The sequence below is a fragment of the Asanoa sp. NPDC050611 genome, from assembly GCF_040654855.1.
In the GTDB taxonomy this organism is placed as follows: Bacteria; Actinomycetota; Actinomycetes; order Mycobacteriales; family Micromonosporaceae; genus Asanoa.
Genome location: NZ_JBFAIU010000037.1, coordinates 1 through 19,365, shown reverse-complemented (window position 1 = coordinate 19,365; position 19,365 = coordinate 1). Strand labels below are relative to the sequence as shown.

Annotated in this window: 22 protein-coding genes and 1 tRNA gene; 11 read left to right on the top strand and 12 right to left on the bottom strand. The window is 69.3% G+C overall.

All coding sequences use genetic code 11. The features are described from left to right. The first annotated feature begins 28 nt into the window (after positions 1 to 28). Complete coding sequence (locus tag AB0H87_RS08785) at positions 29 to 349, top strand: hypothetical protein (RefSeq protein ID WP_360141816.1); 321 nt, start codon at positions 29 to 31, stop codon at positions 347 to 349. Between the two features lie 699 nt (positions 350 to 1,048). Here the strand turns inward: AB0H87_RS08785 and AB0H87_RS08780 are convergent. The 8 genes from AB0H87_RS08780 to AB0H87_RS08745 all read right to left on the bottom strand — a co-directional run bounded on the left by AB0H87_RS08780 (position 1,049) and on the right by AB0H87_RS08745 (position 5,998). After that, a tRNA-Arg gene (locus AB0H87_RS08780) sits at positions 1,049 to 1,121 on the bottom strand. Between the two features lie 74 nt (positions 1,122 to 1,195). Beyond that, positions 1,196 to 1,645 (bottom strand): hypothetical protein, encoded by a 450-nt coding sequence (locus tag AB0H87_RS08775; protein ID WP_360141814.1) that lies wholly within the window; start codon positions 1,643 to 1,645, stop codon positions 1,196 to 1,198. A gap of 14 nt (positions 1,646 to 1,659) precedes the next feature. After that, a complete protein-coding gene (locus AB0H87_RS08770; RefSeq protein WP_360141812.1) occupies positions 1,660 to 2,142 on the bottom strand; it encodes a hypothetical protein in 483 nt (160 codons plus the stop codon). A gap of 9 nt (positions 2,143 to 2,151) precedes the next feature. Then, positions 2,152 to 2,589: a hypothetical protein gene (locus AB0H87_RS08765; RefSeq protein ID WP_360141810.1), complete on the bottom strand. Its 438-nt coding sequence runs from the start codon at positions 2,587 to 2,589 to the stop codon at positions 2,152 to 2,154. 52 nt (positions 2,590 to 2,641) lie between these two features. Then, positions 2,642 to 3,136: a hypothetical protein gene (locus AB0H87_RS08760; RefSeq protein WP_360141808.1), complete on the bottom strand. Its 495-nt coding sequence runs from the start codon at positions 3,134 to 3,136 to the stop codon at positions 2,642 to 2,644. A 3-nt stretch (positions 3,137 to 3,139) separates the two neighbouring features. After that, positions 3,140 to 3,469, bottom strand: coding sequence for a hypothetical protein (locus AB0H87_RS08755; protein ID WP_360141806.1), 330 nt, complete (start codon positions 3,467 to 3,469; stop codon positions 3,140 to 3,142). Positions 3,470 to 3,474: 5 nt separating this feature from the next. Then, positions 3,475 to 3,864, bottom strand: coding sequence for a hypothetical protein (locus AB0H87_RS08750; RefSeq protein WP_360141804.1), 390 nt, complete (start codon positions 3,862 to 3,864; stop codon positions 3,475 to 3,477). A gap of 79 nt (positions 3,865 to 3,943) precedes the next feature. After that, on the bottom strand, positions 3,944 to 5,998 hold the full coding sequence (locus AB0H87_RS08745) for a phosphocholine-specific phospholipase C (RefSeq protein ID WP_360141802.1): 2,055 nt from the start codon (positions 5,996 to 5,998) through the stop codon (positions 3,944 to 3,946). A 142-nt stretch (positions 5,999 to 6,140) separates the two neighbouring features. Between AB0H87_RS08745 and AB0H87_RS08740 the strand changes: the two genes are divergently transcribed. Then, on the top strand, positions 6,141 to 7,058 hold the full coding sequence (locus AB0H87_RS08740) for a helix-turn-helix transcriptional regulator (protein WP_360141800.1): 918 nt from the start codon (positions 6,141 to 6,143) through the stop codon (positions 7,056 to 7,058). 56 nt (positions 7,059 to 7,114) lie between these two features. Then, positions 7,115 to 8,482: an alpha/beta hydrolase gene (locus AB0H87_RS08735; protein ID WP_360141798.1), complete on the top strand. Its 1,368-nt coding sequence runs from the start codon at positions 7,115 to 7,117 to the stop codon at positions 8,480 to 8,482. A gap of 43 nt (positions 8,483 to 8,525) precedes the next feature. Here the strand turns inward: AB0H87_RS08735 and AB0H87_RS08730 are convergent, their stop codons facing one another. Further along, positions 8,526 to 9,218: an SDR family oxidoreductase gene (locus AB0H87_RS08730; RefSeq protein WP_360141796.1), complete on the bottom strand. Its 693-nt coding sequence runs from the start codon at positions 9,216 to 9,218 to the stop codon at positions 8,526 to 8,528. A gap of 55 nt (positions 9,219 to 9,273) precedes the next feature. Here AB0H87_RS08730 and AB0H87_RS08725 point away from each other — a divergent pair, with 55 nt between their 5' ends. The 5 genes from AB0H87_RS08725 to AB0H87_RS08705 all read left to right on the top strand — a co-directional run bounded on the left by AB0H87_RS08725 (position 9,274) and on the right by AB0H87_RS08705 (position 12,771). Beyond that, a complete protein-coding gene (locus AB0H87_RS08725) occupies positions 9,274 to 9,684 on the top strand; it encodes a MerR family transcriptional regulator (protein ID WP_360141794.1) in 411 nt (136 codons plus the stop codon). A gap of 35 nt (positions 9,685 to 9,719) precedes the next feature. Continuing rightward, on the top strand, positions 9,720 to 10,232 hold the full coding sequence (locus AB0H87_RS08720) for a hypothetical protein (RefSeq protein WP_360141792.1): 513 nt from the start codon (positions 9,720 to 9,722) through the stop codon (positions 10,230 to 10,232). Positions 10,233 to 10,286: 54 nt separating this feature from the next. After that, positions 10,287 to 10,823, top strand: coding sequence for a hypothetical protein (locus tag AB0H87_RS08715; protein WP_360141790.1), 537 nt, complete (start codon positions 10,287 to 10,289; stop codon positions 10,821 to 10,823). Between the two features lie 230 nt (positions 10,824 to 11,053). Next, positions 11,054 to 11,845, top strand: a complete 792-nt coding sequence (locus AB0H87_RS08710) for an aldo/keto reductase (RefSeq protein WP_360141786.1) — start codon at positions 11,054 to 11,056, stop codon at positions 11,843 to 11,845. Between the two features lie 80 nt (positions 11,846 to 11,925). Beyond that, on the top strand, positions 11,926 to 12,771 hold the full coding sequence (locus AB0H87_RS08705; protein WP_360141784.1) for an aldo/keto reductase: 846 nt from the start codon (positions 11,926 to 11,928) through the stop codon (positions 12,769 to 12,771). Between the two features lie 39 nt (positions 12,772 to 12,810). On the opposite strand, the gene AB0H87_RS08700 is transcribed toward AB0H87_RS08705, so the two are convergent. After that, positions 12,811 to 13,113, bottom strand: a complete 303-nt coding sequence (locus AB0H87_RS08700; protein ID WP_360141782.1) for a DUF1905 domain-containing protein — start codon at positions 13,111 to 13,113, stop codon at positions 12,811 to 12,813. Between the two features lie 66 nt (positions 13,114 to 13,179). Between AB0H87_RS08700 and AB0H87_RS08695 the strand changes: the two genes are divergently transcribed. Then, complete coding sequence (locus AB0H87_RS08695; protein WP_360141780.1) at positions 13,180 to 14,154, top strand: aldo/keto reductase; 975 nt, start codon at positions 13,180 to 13,182, stop codon at positions 14,152 to 14,154. A gap of 51 nt (positions 14,155 to 14,205) precedes the next feature. Here the strand turns inward: AB0H87_RS08695 and AB0H87_RS08690 are convergent, their stop codons facing one another. Together AB0H87_RS08690 and AB0H87_RS08685 are read right to left on the bottom strand one after the other, a co-directional pair. After that, on the bottom strand, positions 14,206 to 15,168 hold the full coding sequence (locus AB0H87_RS08690) for an ATP-dependent DNA ligase (RefSeq protein WP_360141844.1): 963 nt from the start codon (positions 15,166 to 15,168) through the stop codon (positions 14,206 to 14,208). A 368-nt stretch (positions 15,169 to 15,536) separates the two neighbouring features. Then, the gene (locus tag AB0H87_RS08685; protein ID WP_360141778.1) at positions 15,537 to 15,890 is read right to left on the bottom strand and encodes a hypothetical protein; all 354 of its coding nucleotides are present in this window, start codon (positions 15,888 to 15,890) and stop codon (positions 15,537 to 15,539) included. Positions 15,891 to 16,042: 152 nt separating this feature from the next. On the opposite strand from AB0H87_RS08685, the gene AB0H87_RS08680 reads away from it, so the two are divergent. Both AB0H87_RS08680 and AB0H87_RS08675 read left to right on the top strand, forming a co-directional pair. After that, positions 16,043 to 16,672 (top strand): TetR family transcriptional regulator, encoded by a 630-nt coding sequence (locus AB0H87_RS08680; protein WP_360141776.1) that lies wholly within the window; start codon positions 16,043 to 16,045, stop codon positions 16,670 to 16,672. A 966-nt stretch (positions 16,673 to 17,638) separates the two neighbouring features. Continuing rightward, positions 17,639 to 19,159, top strand: a complete 1,521-nt coding sequence (locus AB0H87_RS08675; protein WP_360141842.1) for an MDR family MFS transporter — start codon at positions 17,639 to 17,641, stop codon at positions 19,157 to 19,159. Positions 19,160 to 19,365 lie beyond the last annotated feature (206 nt).

The following is a 19,365-nucleotide window of genomic DNA, read 5'->3' as shown; positions in this document are numbered from 1 at the left end:
GAGCCAGAGCCGAACAGATGGAGGTCACGTGGGCTCACCCGAGCACGCCGTTATCGTGCACTACACCCTTTCCGGGGACCGCTACGGCGAGGTCCATGAACGCGAAGCCGTCTACGCGCTCGAAGACCGCCTGACCGAGGCCATGGACGCAGCCGACGCCGGAGAGTTCGACGGCAACGAGTTCGGCGGCGGTAAGGCCGTCCTCTACGCCTACGGCCCCGACGCCACACGTTTGTTCACCGCGATGGAACCACACCTGCGTGGGTTTCCGGCCAGGCCGGCGCACGTGATCCTCCGCTTCGGCGACGTCGACGACCCCGCAGCAGTCGAGAACCGCATCAATCTATGACCGCAGCACGCCCCAAGTTCTAGACCAACCGTCAAGCAACACCTGGGACGGAAACGTCAAGCATCAGGTGGGACTAGACATAGGATTTCGGCCGCCCGACGTCGAGGACTACGACGGTGACGTTGTCAGGGCCGCCGAGTTCCAACGCAGCAGCACCGCGAAAAGGGCGTCGTCCGCACCGTTCCTTCCCCACCCGGGCTAACCGCCCTGATCTGGCAACATATCGACGCCTACGGCTTCGCACCGGACGGTCGCCTCTTCGTCGGCGAGCACAACAAGCTCGAACTACCTAACCTGACGGTCATCCGAGCATGGCAGCGCGCCCGCCGTCTGGTCCTCACCCACGACCTCATCTCGTCCTCCCTGGCAGCCACCCCGTACGACCTCCGCCACGCTGCCGTCTCAACCTGGCTCCGGGCCGGCATCGACCCCGCCAAGGTCGCCGAGTGGGCCGGCCACTCCGTCGAGATCCTGTACCGCATCTACGCCAAGTTCCTCGACAGCGGAGAAGAGGAGCTGCAACGCCGCATCGAAGCCGTCTATGGGCGCCCGACCGGAGCTCCGCAAACTTCGGCACGTATTCGGCACAACCACCCGTTGACCGCCGGTCTGGACCGGAGACAACCGGATGAGTAACCAAGGTCAACATGACCTGTTCGGGCAGGTCAGAGGACCTGTCGGTGCTGCTCAGCGCGTTTGTGCCCCCGGCAGGATTCGAACCTGCGACACACGGTTTAGGAAACCGATGCTCTATCCCCTGAGCTACGAGGGCGCGGTGGCTCAGTGTACCGGGACCGACCTTCGCGCAGCCGCCTAGGCACGGCGCCCGCGCGAGTGATGTCACGGTTACCCGCGCAGAGACGGAAATGGGTAGTCGAAGTCGAACCTCTGCCTGGTCCTCGCGTCGCGGTAGATCCATTCATCGGGACCGACCCGCTCCGCCGTCGAGCCGCGGGTGAAGCCCCGCACCTGGCGATAGGTGACCGCCACCCCGCCGAAGTTGGGGCCGAACCACAGCTCGAGCCGATCCGCCTTCTGTCGGATGCTCTGGATGACGAACGCGCCCGGCCCGCTGGCCTGGAAGCTCTCCCCGTGTCCCTGGTACGCACCGTGGTCACCGGGCAACCGCCGAAACTCCGCGTCCTCGAACACGAACGCCGCGAACTCGCGGACGCTGCCGGGCGACGTGAACGGGTACTCCGTGATCAGGACGAACGTTCGCCGCCGGGCGTCATATTGGTACGTGAAGAGCAGGGCCTCCATGATGTTGTCGAGCGCCGCCCGCGGGTCGCGCATCGGCTCCATCGCGGTCAGTCCCGCGGGCCAGCCAGCGACGGGAACGGGAACCGGAACTCGAACCTCTCGTTGGTCCTGGAATCCCGGTACTCCCACGTCGAGGGGGCGACCTCCTTGGCCGTCGACCCTCTTGTGTAGCCCTCGAGTGCGCCGTAGGTGATCGCCACCCCGCCGAAGTTGGGGCCGAACCACAGTTCGACCCACTGCCGACCCGAAGCGAGGACCTTCTGGTCGACGTTCTGAACCACCATGCCGCCAGGTCCGACGATTTGGTAGGCGTCGTAGTTCTTCTGATACGGCTCGTAGTCACCCTGGAGCCGCTCGAAATCGGCGTCCTGAAAGACAAAAGCAGAGAACTCGCGGATGCTGCCCGGGCTCGTGAACGGATAATCGGTGATGAAGATGAACCTTCGACGCGCGGCCTCATAGCGATAGGTGAGGACGAAGGACTCCATGACGTTGTCCAGAGCGTCTCGCGGATCGCTCATGGGTACCATCGACTCTCCTTAGGGCCAGGGACCCTCGTACATGATGTGGGTCAGTTCGCGGACTTGTGGGTGGTCCGCCGCCACCGGCCGGCCATCGACGTCAAGGAAAAGCTTATCGGCGTCGCCTCCGGTCGGCGACGACTGTGCCGACTGCCAGCGGATGTAGCCGTTGGCTTGCCGTGACCAGCGGGCCTTTGACGGGGATTCGCCGGTCGGACGCATGAAGCGGAACCGTTCGACCCCGTTCTCATCGCGCCAGATGAACCCCTCGTTCTTTCTGGTGGGCACCTCCTGCCAGTGCCGCGGGCGCTGCCGGCGCAGGGACCGGATCGATACACCCCGGAGCGACCGCACCGGGAACGGAGTGGCGTTGGGATGTCTCAGTCGGTTGTTCGGCAAGCCGAGGTTCGTCAGGTTCGCACCCGGGCGCAGAAGGTCACCGAGCGGACCGAACACGCCACGGGCAGAGCCACCTCTGCCTTGGCGCTTCAGCCGGCGCAGTTTTCCTTTAACCATTGAGCAGCGCGTCCATGGCCAGGCTGAACAGCTGGTCCAGGATCATCGATGTGATGATCTTGAAGAGGGGTATCTGGGCCAGCGACGCGCCGAAGGTCACCGCTGCCGTGGCGATCGCCTGGGCTATCTGGATCGCCAGGATGACCAGCTGGACGATCACGTTGATCTTCAGGGCCAGCACCACACCCGCGGCGACCATCAGGCCGAGGCCGACGCCCTGGGCCGCGGTGGCGCCGTCGGACAGGTTGTTGATCGGGGCGTCCGGCGCCGACCAGCGGGACTCGAACGCCGCGACCGCTTCGCCGCTGTTGGCGGCCAGCACCGCCGCGCCCTGGCCGCCCGCGTCGGCGCTGATCGTGGCGACCGTGCCGCTCAATTCCAGCCAGTGCTGGGCCATCTCGAACAGCTTTTCCTCGTCGGCCTCCGGCCACGTGTAGCCGAGCATGCCGAGCAGCGAGACCAGCTCGCCGGGAAGCTGCAGGCCCACCCGTCAACCACCACCGAGCAGGTTCTGCAGGCGGGCCATCCGGTCGGCGATCTCGGTCTCGGCGGCCTCGAAGCTGTCCGCCATCGTGTGCAGGCCGTGTGCGAACTCGCCGAGCAGCTCGCCGTTGCTCTCGAAGCAGCTCATCGCGAGGTCGTGGATGCCGAGGTAGAGCTCGCCGATCAGCGTGCCGAGGTCGTCGGTGCCCCACGGCTGGCCGTACGCCGTGATGGTGTTCTCGAACTGCTCGAGCGCGTCACCGAACCGGTCGACCAGGTTGTCGAGGCCCTCCGCGCTGGTGCGCAGTGAACCCGGCTCGACCTGGAAACCCGACATGCCACCTAACCCCGTTGCTTGAGCGCTGCCATGACCTCGCTGATCGACTGCGTGTAGCGCGCCATCTGGTGGGCGCTCTGGTTCTGCAGCTCCTCGAGCTGCCGGGCGAGCGCGGCCGGATCGGGCAGGGCGGCCGCCTCGGGTGTCGCCGTGACGTCGGCTTCGGCGAGTGCGGCGTTGACCGCCGCACGGACCTGTGCGGCGAACTCCGCCGGCGGCAAGCGCATCGCGCGGGGGTCGACGACCAGGTCGGACACCCGGCCGGCCTCGGCGGTGGCTTGGATCAGCCCGTCCGCCGCCACGCCCGTGCCCGTCGCCGGTGCGCTGTCGGGTGTGGCCTCGCTCAGCGCCTGTCGAGCCGCGCTGAGTGCCTGGTCGAACTCGGCCGACGTCATTCCCACCCCCACGGGCGTCGATGTCCGATGCTATCGAGGGCGGCAAGGGTACGCGACCCCTGCCGCCCCCGGGCGATGCTCAGACCAGGCCGCCCATGGCCGGGTCGGTGAAGCTGTCCTCGCCGTTCTCCAGGTGACCGGCGATGCGCTGCACGACCGCGCCGTCCACGGAGACGGTCAGGTCGTACCAGCCGTGGTTGTGCTTGAGCGCCCACTCCCGGCGCTCCTTCTCACCGGCCCGCAGCGAGAACGACACCTGCTTGCCGCGGTACCCGTCGCGGACCGTGACCGACACCCGCTCGCGGCCGTGGTTGACGAAGGCGACCTGGAGCTCCAGGCGACGCTCGTCGTACGAGGTGGCGACCGAGAGGTCGGTGTCGCCGGCGAACCGGCGGAAGAAGCCGTTCGGCCCGTGCACCGAAAGGTCGGCGCCGGCTGGCCAGCTGTCGGTCAGGTACTTGTCCGGTTCGACGGTGTACGACCGCGGCGCCGCCGTGCTGCCGGCCTCGCGGACCTGGAAGACCGCGGTCGCGGCGCCGGTGTTGCGGAACTCCAGCCGCAGCCCCGTGCCGTTGCGGTCCGCCTCGACGTCCAGGGTGTACGGCAGCGCCCGGGCCGGCTTCACGCCCTTCTCCTGGCGCGGCACCGCCTGGTCGACCGGCGGCACCGGCACCTGGTCGGGGAACCGGATCAGGTTGTCGGGCTTGAAGTCGTCGGTGTCGGGCAACTTGACGGACCTTGACCGGTTCGGCGTCCTGAAGTCGAACGCGGACGTCAGGTCGCCGACGACGGCCCGCCGCCACGGAGTGATGTTGGATTCGACCAGGTCACGGTTGCGCCGGGCAAACCGGGCCTCCATGAACCGGATCAGCGACGTGTGGTCGAACAGCTGCGAGTTGACCCAGCCGCCCCGGGTCCACGGCGACACGATCACCATCGGGACGCGCATGCCCAGGCCGTAGGGGCCGGCGCGGTTGCCCGAGTCACCGGGGAAGATCTCGTTGACGGTCGACACCGTCGACAGGCCGTGCGCGCGGGTCTGCGGCGGGGTCGGTGGCGGCAGGTGGTCGAAGAAGCCACCCTCCTCGTCGTACGTGATGAAGAGGGCCATCTTGCTCCACACCTCGGGGTGCGCGGCAAGGATGTCGATGACCTGCGAGACGTACCAGGCGCCGAAGCCCGGCTCCCAGTTCGGGTGCTCGGTGTAGGCCTCCGGCGCGACGATCCAGGACACCTGCGGCAGCCGGCCATTCTCCACATCGGACCGGAAGTCGGCGAGCAGACGCAGCGGGTCGCGGCCGAGCTTGTTCACCTCGGTGCCCTGCTTCGCCTTGTCCGCCAGCGGCGTGCCGGGCTGGGCGTTCTGGTACTGGTGGAAGTAGAGCAGGGAGTTATCACCGTAGTTGCCGATGTAGGGGTCGCTGGTCCAGCCCCAGAAGCCCGCGGCGGTCAGCCCGAGCCCGACGTCCTGGTAGATGCGCCAGGAGATGCCGTTGCGCTCCAACCGTTCCGGGTACGTCGACCAGTCGTACCCGGCCTCGGCGTTGGTGATGACCGGTCCACCGGCCTTGCCGTCGTTGCCGACCCAGCCGGACCACATGTGGTAGCGGTTGGGGTCGGTCGGGCCGAGCAGCGAGCAGTGGTAGTTGTCGCAGACGGTGAAGGCGTCCGCGAGCGCGAACTGGTAGGGCAGGTCGCCGCGGGTGTGGTAGGTCATCGCGCTGACGCCCTTGTTGGGCACCCACCGGTCGTGGCGGCCCTCGTTCCAGGCGGCGTGCCCGTCGTTCCAGCCGTGCGGCGGGTCGGGCAGGAAGGTCTGGCCGAGGTCGGGCACGTCGGGCCGGAACGGCAGCAGCTCGCCGGCGCCGTTGGGCTGGTGGAACACGCTCCTGCCCGACGGCAGCGTGACCGGGTGGGGGTCGGCGAAGCCGCGTACGCCACGCAGCGTGCCGAAGTAGTGGTCGAACGACCGGTTCTCCTGCATCAGGAAGATGACGTGCTCGACGTCGGCGACTGAACCGGTTCGGTTGTTGGCTGGGATCGCGACGGCCTTGTCGAGCCCGGCCGGGAGTGCCGCGCCTACCGCCGGTGCTCCGACCATCTTGAGGAATGAACGGCGATCGAGTGCGCCCATGGCTCTGCCCTCCCCATCGGGGTACGTGCTGGGTTATGGCGTGGGGGAAGTTATGCGCACGAAGTGGACGGTAGGTGGCCGGCGAACGGCGCTTCCGGTGCCAGGCGACAACGTTCACGGCTGACGAACGCGTGTACGAGGTATGCCCGACGAGCATGAGCGGCGGCGTGCCGATGGCACGGTGCAGGGGACGTGGCACTTCCTGAGCCGGCAGTGTGGGCTGCCCAGCTACGTCGTGCGGTGTCTCGAGGACGGCCGGTCGTTCAGCGCGTCCATGGTGGAGGAGACCGGGCGGATCATCCTCGGCCGGTCCGGCGGCTACCTGCGCCGGGTCAACGGGCGGGAGGCCTTCGCGGACCGCACCTCGGCCCTGGTCATCCGGCCGGGCGACGAACTGCGGGTGGCCCATCCGCTGGGTTGCGGCGACACGTACACCGTGGTCGAACTCGCTCCCGGCGACGTCAACCGGTTCACCTCCGACGAGCGTTGGCTGAGCGGGCCCGCCTGGGACGGCGTCGTGGACGACCGGGTCGACCTGGCACACCGTGGGCTCGAGGCGGCGAGCCGCCGGGGGATGGACGCGTTCGAGGCCGCGGAACGGACGTTGCGCCTGGTCGACGCTGTGCTCGCGGCGGCGCGCCACGTTGCTCCCGATGACCTCGACCGGGCGGCCGGGCGACGGCCCGCGACCGAGGCCGCCCACCGCAAACTGGTCTACCGGGCGCGGGAGGTGCTGGTCGAGGAGGGTTTCACGCTCGGGCTGACCGAGGTCGCCGCGAAGGTGAACTGCTCGCCGCACCACCTGAGCCGGGTGTTCAACCGGGTCACGGGACAGAGCCTGACCGCGCACCGGCACCGGTTGCGGCTGCAGGCGGTGCTCGACGCGATCGCCGATGGCGAGCAGGACCTGCGGACGATCGCCGCGGTGTACGGCTTCGCCGACCAGGCGCACCTGACTCGGGTGGTGCGCGGGCGGCTCGGGCGGTCGCCGTCGGCGATCAGGGCGTTGCTGTCGGGTGGTGGCGCCGAATCGAGCACCGATGTTCAACGCCGGTCGTGAGGTGCGCGGCGAGCATGACCTCCACATGACACGCAACGTGCGAATGAGGAGGGACCATGAGGGTACGACCGTCGCTCGCCGCGGCGCTCGTCCTGTTGACCGTGTTGGTCGCCGGCGCACCGGCGGCGGCCGCCACCCGGCACGAACCCCGGTTGACCAACTCCGGGCCCTGCCCGGGCGTCACCGACTTCACCTGCTCCGAGTTGATCGTTCCGCTTGACCGGTCAAGGCGGGTCCGTGGCGACCTGACCCTGCAGGTGGCGGTGGCTGGCAACACGCACGCGCCCCGCGGCACGCTGCTGTTCCTGACCGGCGGGCCGGGCCAGCCGGGGGTCAGCTTCATGCCGACGATCCGGCAGCGGCTGGCGCCGGTGCTCGCCGACTACCGGCTCGTGATGCTCGACCAGCGTGGGACCGGGCCCAACGGCATCGACTGCCCGAAGCTGCAGGCCGAGGTGGGGTCGTCGGACGTCACGCCGCCGTCGCCGGGTGCGGTGCAGGAGTGCGCGGACCTGCTCGGTCCGGCGCGCCACTTCTACACGACCGCCGACACGGTGGCGGACCTGGAGGATCTGCGGGCGGCGCTGCGGGTGCCGCGGTGGACCCTGGACGGTGTGTCGTACGGGTCGTTCGTGGCGATCCAGTACGGCCTGACGCATCCGCAGCGCGTCGAGCGGATGGTGCTGGACTCGGTGGTGCCGCAGCGGGGCGTGCCGGCGCTGTACCGGGAGGCGCTGGCCCGCAGCGCGTACGTCCTGCGGACGGCGTGCGCGGAGCAGAACTGCGGCTTCGACCCGGCAGCCGACCTGGCCACGGTGGTGAACCGGTACGGCAACGGCGTCGACGTGTTCAACTTTCTGGTCATCGCGTCCATCGTGGACCCGAAGCTGACCGGTTCGGCCTTCTTCCCGGTGCTGCCGTTCCTCCACCTGGCCGCGCAGGGCGAAACCGGTCCGCTGGACTCGGCGGTGGAGGCGCTGCGCAGCGACGGTGCTCCGTACCAGGCGTTCAGCTCAGGCCTCCACGCCGCGACCTTCTGCGCGGACGTCGACGAACTGCCGTGGGTCACTCCCCGCGCGCCGTTGTCGGTCCGGGAGAGGGCCACGGCGCGGGTGGTGGCGAAGCTGCCGGCGACGTCGACGTGGCCGTTCCCGACGGAGGTGGCCGGCGCACAGGGCATCGTCGCGACCTGCGAGTCCTGGCCGCCGAGCCGGCCCAACGCCGAGCCACCGCTGAGCCGGCTGACGATGCCGGTGCTGCTGCTGGCCGGCGACCGCGACCTGTCGACGCCGCTGCCGTGGGCGCAGGAGCAGGCCCGCCAGACACCCCGGGGTGAGCTGGTGGTCGTGCCGGGCATGGGCCACTCGATCCAGGGCCGCAACCCGATCGGCGACGCCGCGGTGCAGCGCTTCCTGCTGAACTGAACCGGTTGCCCGCGCGGCCCACAGCCGCGCGGGCAACCTTCGTTCACCAACGTGAACCGATCCGGCGCATGGTGATCGTGCTGATGTCGACGCCTTCCGGTTGGGTCAGGGCCCAGACGATCGCGCCCGCGACCTGGTCGGCGGTCAGGTAGCCGCCCGGCCGGTCGGCCGGCGCGCCGCCGATCGGTTCGAAGAAGTCGGTCTCCGTGCCGCCGGGCGAGACCAGCGTGACGCCGACGCCCTGGTCGGTGACCAGCATGCGGGTGTTGCCGGCCAGCCCGGTCAGCGCCCACTTCGTCGCGCCGTAGACGTTGCCGGGTGAGTGCAGGACACCCGCGACGCTGCCGACCAGCACGATCCGGCCGCGGGCGGCGGTCAGGTGCGGCAGCGCCGTGCGGATCAGCGTCGCCGGGCCCAGCACGTTGGTGAGCACCATGTCGCGCCAGGCCTCGGGGTCGCCGTCGTCGAGGCCGTCGTGGGTCGCGTACCCCGCGTTGGCGACGATGTTGTCGAGTCGGCCGAACTTCGCCACCGTGCTGTCGACGGCGGCCCGCACCTCGGCGGGCACACCGCTGTCGGAGACGAGGGTCAGGGCCGCCGGGTGCTCGCTGCCGAACCGGTCGAGCTTGTCGGCCCGCCGGCCGGTGACGGCGACGTGGTGCCCGAGGGCCAGCAGCTGGCGAGCGGTGGCGGCGCCGATGCCGGCGGACCCTCCAGTGATCAGGGTGACTGTCATGGCCCGGACCATAGGAGCTGGAGCGGGCTCTAGCTCAAGGGTTAACCTGCGGTTCATGGCGTACGGCATCGGCGAGGTCGCGCTCCGCACCGGGTTGAGCGTGCACGCGCTGCGTTACTACGAGCGCGAGGGCCTGTTCACCGGCCCGATCGTCCGGGACGGCGGCGGGCGGCGGGTCTACTCCGACGACGACATCGAGTGGGTCGAACTGTGCGCGCGGCTGCGGGAGTCGGGCATGCCGCTCGAGGCGATCCGGACGTACGCCGATCTGGTCCGCGAAGGTCCCGGCAACGAGCCCGACCGGCTGGCGCTGCTGCGCGCACATCAGGAACGGATCGAGGCGCAGATGGAAGCGCTGTCGGTCGGCCTGAGCATGATCAGCTACAAGGTCCGCGTGTACGAGAAACGCCTGGCCGAGGGCACCGCGTCGCAGCTGTGGACGGGGCGTGCAGGTTCGGACGATTAAACACGAAAAGGCCCACATCACGGTACGTTGGCGCCATGGCCGACGGCTCGCCCGACACCCCGACGTCGAAGGCCACCGTGCCTACTCCGTCCGAGGTTCGCCGCGCGTACCAGGAGGAGCTCCAGCCCGGCGAACGCTCCGTGCTCTGGTCGTGGCTGGGCTTCACGGTCACCTTCGCCGCGGTCCGGGCGATCACCTACAGCATCCGCAGCGGCGGCACGCGATTTCACAACGTGAGCATCGGCGGCATCCACCTCCACCACTACATGTGGGGCATCGGCATGGTCAGCGCGGTGGGCGGCCTCGCGGTGGCCGGCTGCGAACGCAAGCGCCGCCACCCGCTGACCGGCGTGGTCTACGGCTCGGGCCTGGCGCTGATCGTCGACGAGTTCGCCCTGCTCCTGGATCTGAAGGACGTCTACTGGGCGAGCCAGGGCCGCGTCTCGGTCGACCTCGGTGTCGGGATGGTCGCCCTGGGCGGCACGGGCCTCAGCATCCGCCCGATCCTGTCGCGCCTGGCCCGCGACCGCGGCCTCACCCGCCGCTGAGCCGCACCGCTTAAACCGGTTGAGTCGTAGGGACCTCGCGGTCATTCTCAGATGATGCGGGTGACGTTCGATCGGCCTCCGGACCATGTGTGGGGCTCGATTCTGATCGAGCGTGACGACCGCGTCGTCTACCGCATGAGCGCGGGCCCCATCACCGCCGATCTGCCGCACGACCTGGTCCATTTCACGGTCGAGGACGCGATGCGCGTCGCCGACGGGATCTGGGGTGCGATCGCCGGCGGTGTGGTGTTCAAGAGCATGACCCATCAGTCCGGACGGCGGCCGCCGCACGCGGCGGAGCGGTCGGTCGCGTTGATCCGCGAATACCGCGACCGCATCCAGCACGCCGAGCTTCTCGGCGGCTTCGTCGAAGCGGTGGTGACGCAACCGGGCGCCGACGTCGCCAAGCTCACCGCGCAGTGGTTCGCGACGAGGCCCGCGGAAGCCCCGCCGCCGGAGGCGGTGCGCGCTGCGGTGGCAGCGCTCGAAGCCGCGGCGGAGCGTTGGCGCGCGGTTCCGATCGGCGGCAACCTGACGCTCGACTGGCCCGCACACCGCAAGGTTCGCCCGCCCCGCACAGCCCGGCGTTGATCGCTTGCCCTCGACCCAGGCGCCAAAGGCGCCCATCACGGATCAGCGTTTGACAAAAGCCTCGATTTTCTCGAACGCGGGCGTACCGGCATCGCGGAGTTAGGCTCCGAAAGGGGCGGGTCGCCTCCGGACGCCAGAGATGGGAGGCGTGCGCCATGCCTACAGCGACTTCTGCGGGGACTATCGACGTCGGGGGAGACCTCACGGTCAACCGGTTCGGGTTCGGGGCCATGCGGATCACGGGCCCGGGCATCTGGGGGCCACCTGCCAGCAAGAGCGATGCCATCGCGACCCTGCGGCGGGCCGTCGACGAGGACATCAACTTCATCGACACCGCCGACACCTACGGGCCGAACGTCAGCGAGGAGCTGATCGCTGAAGCGCTTTACCCGTACCCCGATGATCTGGTCATCACGACCAAGGCCGGCATGTACCGCACCGGGCCCGACGACGGGGAGGCGGACGGGTTCTGGCCGAAGGACGGCCGGCCCGAGCACATCATCGAGGCCTGCGAAGGCTCGCTGCGGCGGCTGCGGCTCGAGCAGATCCCGCTCTTCCAGTTCCACAAGACGGACCCGAAGGTGCCGTTCGAGGAGTCGATGAGCGCCCTCGTCCAGCTCAAGGAGCAGGGCAAGGTGCAGCACGTCGGTGTGTCCAATGTGACTGAGGAGCAGATCCGGATCGCGCAGCGGATGGTACCGATCGTGTCGGTGCAGAACCGGTACAGCATCGACGTGCGCGAGTCCGAGACCATCGTCGACCTGTGCGAGCAGGAGCAGATGGTGTTCATCCCGTGGGCACCGATCATCGGCGCGGACGACATCCCGGCGCTGCGGGAGATCGCCGAACGGCACTCCGCCACCGCCCGGCAGGTTTCGCTCGCCTGGCTGCTCGGTCGGTCGCCGGCGATGCTGCCGATCCCGGGCACGAGCGACCCATCCCACCTCGACGACAACCTCGCCGCCGTCGACCTCGACCTGAGCCAGGCCGAGATCGCCACACTCACCAACCTCGGCGGCTGAGCGCGGGATTAGGCTCCAGGAGAACCAGGAGGCGAACGCCTGTCGCATTCGCCTCCGGCGTCTGATTGGAGCGCTGCATCATGCCCAACGCCACCTCCGCGGGGACGATCGACGTCGGCGGGGACCTCACTGTCAACCGGTTCGGCTACGGCGCCATGCGCATCACCGGGCCGGGCATCTGGGGACCGCCGGCCGACAAGGACCAGGCCATCGCCGTGTTGCGTGGCGTGGTCGACGCCGGCATCAACTTCATCGACACCGCGGACTCGTACGGCCCGAACGTCAGCGAGGAACTGATCGCCGAAGCGCTCCACCCGTACCCGGAAGATCTGGTCATCGCCACCAAGGGTGGCCTGCTCCGCCCTGAACCGTTCGTGGGCTGGCCCGCCGACGGCCGCCCGGAGCACCTGCGCGAGGTGTGCGAGGGCTCGCTCCGCCGGCTCCGGATCGAGCAGATCCCGCTCTACCAGTTCCACCGGCCGGACCCGAAGGTGCCGTTCGAGGACTCGATCGGTGAACTGGTCAAGCTCAAGGACGAGGGCAAGATCCGGCACATCGGCCTGTCGAACGTCAACGAGGAGCAGATCCGCGCGGCGCAGCGGCTGACCCCGATCGTCTCGATCCAGAACCGCTACAACGTCGACGACCGCGCGTCGGAGACGATCGTCGACCTGTGCGAGCAGGAGTCGATGGTGTTCCTGCCGTGGGCGCCGATCCAGGACCTCGACAAGAACCCGACGATCCACGAGATCGCCGAGCGGCACTCCGCCTCGGCCCGCCAGGTCGTGCTGGCCTGGCTCCTCGGCCGCTCGCCGGCGATGCTGCCCATCCCGGGCACGGGTGACCTCGAGCACCTGGAGGACAACCTGGCCGCCCTGGACCTCAAGCTGTCGCAGGCCGAGATCGCCAGCCTGACCCGGGCCTGACGCCTGGGCGCCCCTGGGGCCGCAGTGTGCCCCAGGGCCTCAGGCGTCGATCAGCTCGACACTCAGCGTGGCGACGTCGCCGGCATCGAGGCCCTCGGCCCGCCGCACGGCCTTCTTCAGCGGCAGGACATAACACCCGCTCGCGCTGTCGGGGAACACCGATGTGCGCCAGGCGCTACGACCGAGTGCGACGTTGACCCGCACCGAGCCGAAACCGCGCCGAATGCCACCGGTGCGGTCGCGGATCTCGGCGGACGCGTCGACCGGCAGCGTGACGAACACCCAGCTGTCGTCGCGCCGGGCCGCCCACAGCCACAGCTCGGCGTCGAAAGAGAACCTCACCAGACCAGCATCACACCTGGCTACGACAGTTCTGCCGCCGCAGGGACGCGGAGCTAGGGTCGGGGTATGAGACATGTGACGCTCGGTGACGCGCTCGACGTCGCCCGCCTCGGCCTGGGTTGCATGGGCATGTCGGCGTACTACGAGGGCTTCGGCGACGACGACGAGTCGGTACGCACCATCCGGCGCGCCGCGGAGCTCGGCATCACGATGCTCGACACGGCTGAGGTCTACGGGCCGTTCATCAACGAGGAGCTGGTGCGGCGGGCGGTAGCGGCGAACCGTGACGACTACGTGATCGCCACCAAGTTCGGCCAGCTCACGCACCGTGCCGGGCCCGCGACGCGTAAGCTCGACAGCTCACCCTCGAACATCCGGATCGCCGTGGAGGGCTCGCTGCGGCGGCTCGGCACCGACCGGATCGACCTGCTCTACCAGCACCGGGTGGACCCGACCACACCGATCGAGGAAACTGTCGGCGCGATGGCCGAGTTGGTGGCCGAGGGCAAGGTGCTCCACATCGGACTTTCCGAGGCCGGGCCTTCGACCATTCGCCGCGCGCACGCGACACACCCGGTCGCCGCGTTGCAGTCCGAGTACTCATTGTGGACCCGCGACCTCGAGGACGAGGTGCTGCCGCTGCTCCGCGAGCTCGGCATCGGCCTGGTCGCCTACTCGCCGCTCGGCCGTGGCTTCCTTACCGGTCGCTTCACCAAGCCTGACGACGTGCGCAGTGACGACTTCCGTGCCACGTTGCCGCGGTTCAGTGCCGCGAACTTCGCGGAGAACATGAAGATCGTCGAGGAGGTACGGGCGGTGGCGGCCGAGGTCTCCGCCACTCCCGCGCAGGTCGCCATCGCTTGGGTGCTCGCACAGGGTCCGGACATCGTGCCGATCCCGGGCACGACCCAGGTGGGGCGTCTGGAGGAGAACGCGGCCGCCGAGTCCCTCACGCTGACGGCGGCGCAGCTCGACCGGCTGAGCGCGATCCGGCCGCCGGTCGGTGACCGCTACGCCGACATGACCCCGATCGGGCGGTAGGGCTCGTCGGCTCGCTCAGGGCGGACGGCGGCAACGCCGGCCTCGCCTTGTTCACTCCTCCGCGCGCCGCTCCCGGGCCCGGCGTTTCCCCTCGTGCATCGCGACCACGCGAGCGATCGGGATCGTGTGCCCCTCCTCGACCAGCCCTGGATCGAGCCCCTGCGGCTCCGGCATGAGCTCAGCCCACGGATCGCTGTCCCCGAGCGCCGCCACGGCCGTATGAACCGTGTAATCACCCGGCACCGCGGCCTCCAACGCATCCCACGGCAGCGGGAACGACACCGGAACCCCGGGCCGCAGACGTGGGCTGTAGGCGGCGACCACCGTCGCCCCGCCGGCCCGAGTCGAGTCGAGGAAGACCTTCCCGTCCCGCTGCTCGACGATGAAGGCGGTCGTCGCCAGCGCGGGGTCCAGCCGCTCGGCCCGTGCCGCGATCGCCCGGGTCGCGGCCGCCACGTCGTCGTGCGCCTGCCCCGGGGCCAGCGGCACGAAGACGTGCGCTCCCTTGGCGCCGCTGGTCTTCGGGGCACCGGCCATCCCGCACGACGACAGCACCTCACGGACCAGCAGCGCCGCCTGCGCCGCCAGGCGGAAAGCACCTCCGGCCGGCGGGTCGAGGTCGAGGATCAGATGCGTCGGGTGCGCCCAGTCGTCGCTGACCGCCAACCCCGGGTGATATTCGACCGCCCGCTGGTTGGCGAACCAGATCAGCGTCCGCCGGTCGTTGCACAGCCCGTAACTGACCATCCGCCGGGACCGGTCGGCCCAAACGTCGGCGCGGGCGACCCAGTCCGGCGTGTACTTGGGCAGGTTCTTCTGCATGAACGGCGGCTGACCAGGGCGTACCCGGATGACCGAAAGGGGCCGGTCGCGCAGCGCCGGAATGATCCGCCCGTGCACGGCGTCGAGGTAGTCGACCAGGTCGCGCTTGGTCGCACCGGCGCCGTCGAACAGCTCCTGGTCGAGGTTGGTCAGTGGCACTCCGTCGCGCTCTTCACCAGCCATGCGCCCTATGTTTCCACGACGGCGCGCCGGCGGTACGCACCCCGGCACCCGGGTGGCGCGCCGAGCCGCCTCGACCAGAACGGGCGGCGGTCGTTCGGCCGGCCAATCCCACGTCAACGTGACGATGCTGTCCGAAGTGGACAGGTCCGTTTGTACGCGGCAACGGTCGCCAGAGCCGCGCCCACGGTCGCCGCGCTGAACACGGCGATAACACCGGCTCGGGGCGGTCGGCCCGCATCGACCGGGCCAGCGGGATGCCGATCGTCGCCGGCGGCGCGGATGAACGAGGTCATGAACCGCACAACCTGACCATCCGCGCCGCCGCCGGTGCCGGACGATGGCGGAACGCGCCAGCCGGCTGGCCGAACCCGCCTGCGTCAGTCCGATGGTGGGGCGTGCAGGACCCAACGCAGGGTGAGGCCGGCGATGTAGGCCAGGCCGAAGGCGGCGAGTTGCCAGAGGGCGTCGTGGCCGCGCCACGACAGCATGCCCATGTCGCCCGCGATGAAGCCGACGAACAAGAAGTAGGTGATCACCGCCAGGCCGAGGCTGTAGCGCCAGTCCGGGATGAGCACCGCGCCGACGACGGCGGTGGCCGCGAGCCCGGCGAGGCCGAGCGTCAGGGGCGCCGAGGCCAGCATGATCGTGAGTACGACGGCCGCGACGGAGCCGATTCCCAGCTCGATGCCGGGGGTCACCCGGGGGGTCGTCGGGTGCCGAGTTGTTGCCATGTGCCCAGCTCAGCGCGGGCGCGAACGGCCATCCACGATCTTGACGGCTTCGCTATGCGCGGTGCGCACCTCTTGACGTACCCCTGATCTGTGCCTCGCTTCACATTCTAAAAACTTTCGTGTCGTGCAAGATCATCAGGTATGGTCTTCGCATGAGCACCGCTCCCGCGCTCGGCCGTCGCGACCGGAAGAAGCTGGCGACCCGCGCCGCGCTCTCCGCCGCCGCGCTGCGCCTGGTGGCGGAGCACGGGCTCGACAACGTGACGGTGGAGCAGATCAGCGAGGCGTGCGACGTCTCGTCGCGCACATTCTTCAACTACTTCGCGAGCAAGGACGAAGCCCTGCTCGGCGGCGACACGGAGATCGGGCACGCGCTGGAGCTGTTCCGCTCGCTGCCAGCCAGCACAAGCCTGGTCGAGGCGATGCGGCTGGCCTTCATCCCGGTGATCCACCAGATGGAGGACCACCGGGAGACGGTCGCGCTGCGGATGCGAGTGGTCTCCGAGAACCCGCAGCTACTCCCGCGCCTGCTCGCGACGAGCGTCGAGTCCGAGATGGCGGTCGCGGCCGCGGTCGCCGACCGTTTGGGGCTGCCCGCCGACGACCCGTTCCCGGCCGTAGCGGCCGCGGTCACAGGTGCGGCGTTCCGGGTCGCCCTGATGAGGTGGGCCAACGAGGACCCGAGCGCAGGGCCGGCGACGCTGGCGAAGTTGGTGGACGCGGCCTTCGACATGGTGGCAAGCGGCCTGGCCGAACCAACAACCGCCGGAGGTGACGCCTAGTGGATCATGACGGCACGGCCGCTCTGCCCGCGGCGGCGACTCTGCCGGGATCGGTTTCATCGGGACCGACCTCGCGCAGGCGTAAGACGGGCGGTGCGGTCCGCCGGCGGGCCGGAACCGCCGTCCAACGAACCGGGCACGATCGTCGCGGCATCGATGGAAGCCGGATTCCGTTGGTGACGACGTTCGTTGGATCGGATCAGCGGACGTGGCCCTAATCAGCCGGACGCGATCGCTCGGCGGTTCGCGACACTGACGGCCGGCTTCCGCGGGTGACGACGTCCGCCGAACCGGGTCGGTGGACATCGGAACCTTGCGAGCCGGGCGTTGCTGCGGCGGTTTGCGGACCTGATGGTCGGCTCCGTTGGTGACGACGTCCACCCAACCGGTCGGGTGGACATTAGAACCTCGCGAGCCGGGCGTTGTTTTTGGTGGTTCGCGGACCTGATGGTCGGCTGCGTTGGTGACGACATCCGCTGACCGGGTTGGTGGACATCGGAACCTTGCGACCCGGGCGTTGCTTTGGCGGTTCGCGGACCTGATGGTCGGCTCCGTTGGTGACGACGTCCGCTGAACTGGGTCGGTGGACATAAGGAACCTCGCGAGCAGACCGCTGCTTCGGCGGTTTGCGGACCTGATGGTCGGTGTCCGTTGGCGCCGGCGTCCGTGGACCGGATCAGCGGACACCAGAAGCCCGTCGCCTCGCTGAAGGAGCCAGTCAGGCGCCTGCGGGGGAGATGCCTCCCGGGGCGTCAGCAGAACCGGTATTCGCGACAAGTAACCGCCCACCCCACGACGTCGGCCTCGCGGCACACATCACGAACGAGACCCAGAAACCCCACCACACCACAGCTGCACGGCACATCCCTCCAGTAAGGACACTTGATGACCACCGACGTCACCACCTCGTCCACGTCGCACCCGCCTGAGCCGCCGCCAGAAGCCGCTGACACCTCGCCCGCGCGGATGTCCCGGCGTGAGGTACTCCAAGCCCTCTCCGGCCTGATGGTCGGCCTCTTCGTCTCGATCCTCGCCTCGACCATCGTCGGCAACGCGCTGCCGCGGATCATCGCCGATCTGGACGGCAGCCAGTCCGTCTACACCTGGATCGTCACGACGGAGCTCCTCGCGATGACCGCGACCGTGCCGCTCTGGGGCAAGATGGCCGACCTCTACAGCCGCAAGCTGCTGATCCAGCTGTCGCTCGGCCTGTTCGTCGCCGGGTCGCTGATCGCGGGCTTCACGCCCAACGTCGAGGTACTCATCGTCAGCCGCGTCGTCCAAGGCGTCGGCGCCGGCGGCATGACCGCGCTCGCGATGATCGTGATGGCGGCGATGATCCCGCCGCGGGAGCTGGGCCGCTACTCCGGCATCTTCGGTGCCGTCTTCGGCGTCGGCACGATCGCGGGCCCGCTGATCGGTGGCGTACTCGTCGACACCAGCTGGCTCGGCTGGCGCTGGTGCTTCCTGCTCGGCGTACCCTTCACCCTCCTCTCGATCTTCCTTCTGCAGCGCACGTTGCACCTGCCGGTCGTACGCCGCCAAGTGAAAATCGACTGGCTCGGTGCCCTGCTGATCACCGCGGGCGTCTCCACGCTGCTGATCTGGTCGACCCTCGCGGGCAGCAAGTTCGCCTGGGGTTCGTGGCAGACAGCGGTCCTCGTGGCGGGCGGCGTCGTGATCCTGGCGCTCGCCGTGTTCGTCGAGTCGCGCGCCGCGGAGCCGATCATCCCGCTCGACATCTTCCGCAACCGCACGGTCTCGCTCGCGACGGTCGCCTCGATCCTGGTCGGCGTGGCGATGTTCGGCGGCACGGTCTTCCTGGCCCAGTACTTCCAGGTCTCCCTGGGCAAGTCCCCGACCGTCGCGGGCCTGATGAGCCTGCCGCTGATCTTCGGCCTGCTGGTCTCCTCCACTGTGGCCGGTCAGCTGATCACGAAGCACGGCCGCTGGAAGGCGTACCTCGTAGCCGGCGCCCTCACCATGACCGTCGGCATGCTCCTGCTCGGCACGATCGGCGCCGACACGAGCGTGGTGCTGATCTCGGTCTTCATGGCCGTGCTGGGCATCGGCGTCGGCATGCTGATGCAGAACCTGGTGCTGGCGGCCCAGAACGACGTGCCCGCCAACGAGTTGGGCGCGGCGACGTCGGTCCTGACGTTCTTCCGCAGCATGGGCGGCGCGATCGGCGTCAGCGCCCTGGGCGCGGTCCTCGCCAACAAGGTGACGAGCGGCCTCACGGAGAAGCTCGGCGCCCCGGCGGGCGGCGGCTCAGGCACCGCCGCGGTCCCGGACCTGACCACACTCCCGGAACCGGTCCGCCAGATCATCGCGGACGTCTACGGCTCGGCAACAGCGGAGCTCTTCCTGATCGGCGCCCCGATCGCCTTCCTGGCGGTGATCGCGGTCCTGTTCATCAAGGAGAAGCCACTGTCCACTTTGAGCGGCGACGAACGCCTGGCCGCGGAGACGACCGTGGCGCACTGAACCGGTTCGGCAGAAGGGCGCTCCCCTGGCGGGGGCGCCTTTCTTTTTGTCCCGGGTCCGCGGTGGTCCAGACCGTCGCTCCCGCCGGACCGCCACGCCCGCCGCTGGTCGCGCCCGCCCGATCCGCATGCCCGTCCGGCCGGACGACTCGTCGCGGATGTCGGCGATGCCGGCGATCTTGCCCTCGCGGATCAGCTCCGCGATGC

Coding starts and splice junctions, on each gene's coding strand:
- AB0H87_RS08775 (WP_360141814.1), bottom strand. CDS start 1,645: ATGCGCGACCCGCGGGCGGCGCTCGACAACATCATGGAGGCCCTGCTC.
- AB0H87_RS08770 (WP_360141812.1), bottom strand. CDS start 2,142: ATGGTACCCATGAGCGATCCGCGAGACGCTCTGGACAACGTCATGGAG.
- AB0H87_RS08755 (WP_360141806.1), bottom strand. CDS start 3,469: ATGTCGGGTTTCCAGGTCGAGCCGGGTTCACTGCGCACCAGCGCGGAG.
- AB0H87_RS08750 (WP_360141804.1), bottom strand. CDS start 3,864: ATGACGTCGGCCGAGTTCGACCAGGCACTCAGCGCGGCTCGACAGGCG.
- AB0H87_RS08745 (WP_360141802.1), bottom strand. CDS start 5,998: ATGGGCGCACTCGATCGCCGTTCATTCCTCAAGATGGTCGGAGCACCG.
- AB0H87_RS08740 (WP_360141800.1), top strand. CDS start 6,141: ATGCCCGACGAGCATGAGCGGCGGCGTGCCGATGGCACGGTGCAGGGG.
- AB0H87_RS08735 (WP_360141798.1), top strand. CDS start 7,115: ATGAGGGTACGACCGTCGCTCGCCGCGGCGCTCGTCCTGTTGACCGTG.
- AB0H87_RS08730 (WP_360141796.1), bottom strand. CDS start 9,218: ATGACAGTCACCCTGATCACTGGAGGGTCCGCCGGCATCGGCGCCGCC.
- AB0H87_RS08725 (WP_360141794.1), top strand. CDS start 9,274: ATGGCGTACGGCATCGGCGAGGTCGCGCTCCGCACCGGGTTGAGCGTG.
- AB0H87_RS08720 (WP_360141792.1), top strand. CDS start 9,720: ATGGCCGACGGCTCGCCCGACACCCCGACGTCGAAGGCCACCGTGCCT.
- AB0H87_RS08715 (WP_360141790.1), top strand. CDS start 10,287: ATGCGGGTGACGTTCGATCGGCCTCCGGACCATGTGTGGGGCTCGATT.
- AB0H87_RS08710 (WP_360141786.1), top strand. CDS start 11,054: ATGCGGATCACGGGCCCGGGCATCTGGGGGCCACCTGCCAGCAAGAGC.
- AB0H87_RS08705 (WP_360141784.1), top strand. CDS start 11,926: ATGCCCAACGCCACCTCCGCGGGGACGATCGACGTCGGCGGGGACCTC.
- AB0H87_RS08695 (WP_360141780.1), top strand. CDS start 13,180: ATGAGACATGTGACGCTCGGTGACGCGCTCGACGTCGCCCGCCTCGGC.
- AB0H87_RS08685 (WP_360141778.1), bottom strand. CDS start 15,890: ATGGCAACAACTCGGCACCCGACGACCCCCCGGGTGACCCCCGGCATC.
- AB0H87_RS08680 (WP_360141776.1), top strand. CDS start 16,043: ATGAGCACCGCTCCCGCGCTCGGCCGTCGCGACCGGAAGAAGCTGGCG.
- AB0H87_RS08675 (WP_360141842.1), top strand. CDS start 17,639: ATGTCCCGGCGTGAGGTACTCCAAGCCCTCTCCGGCCTGATGGTCGGC.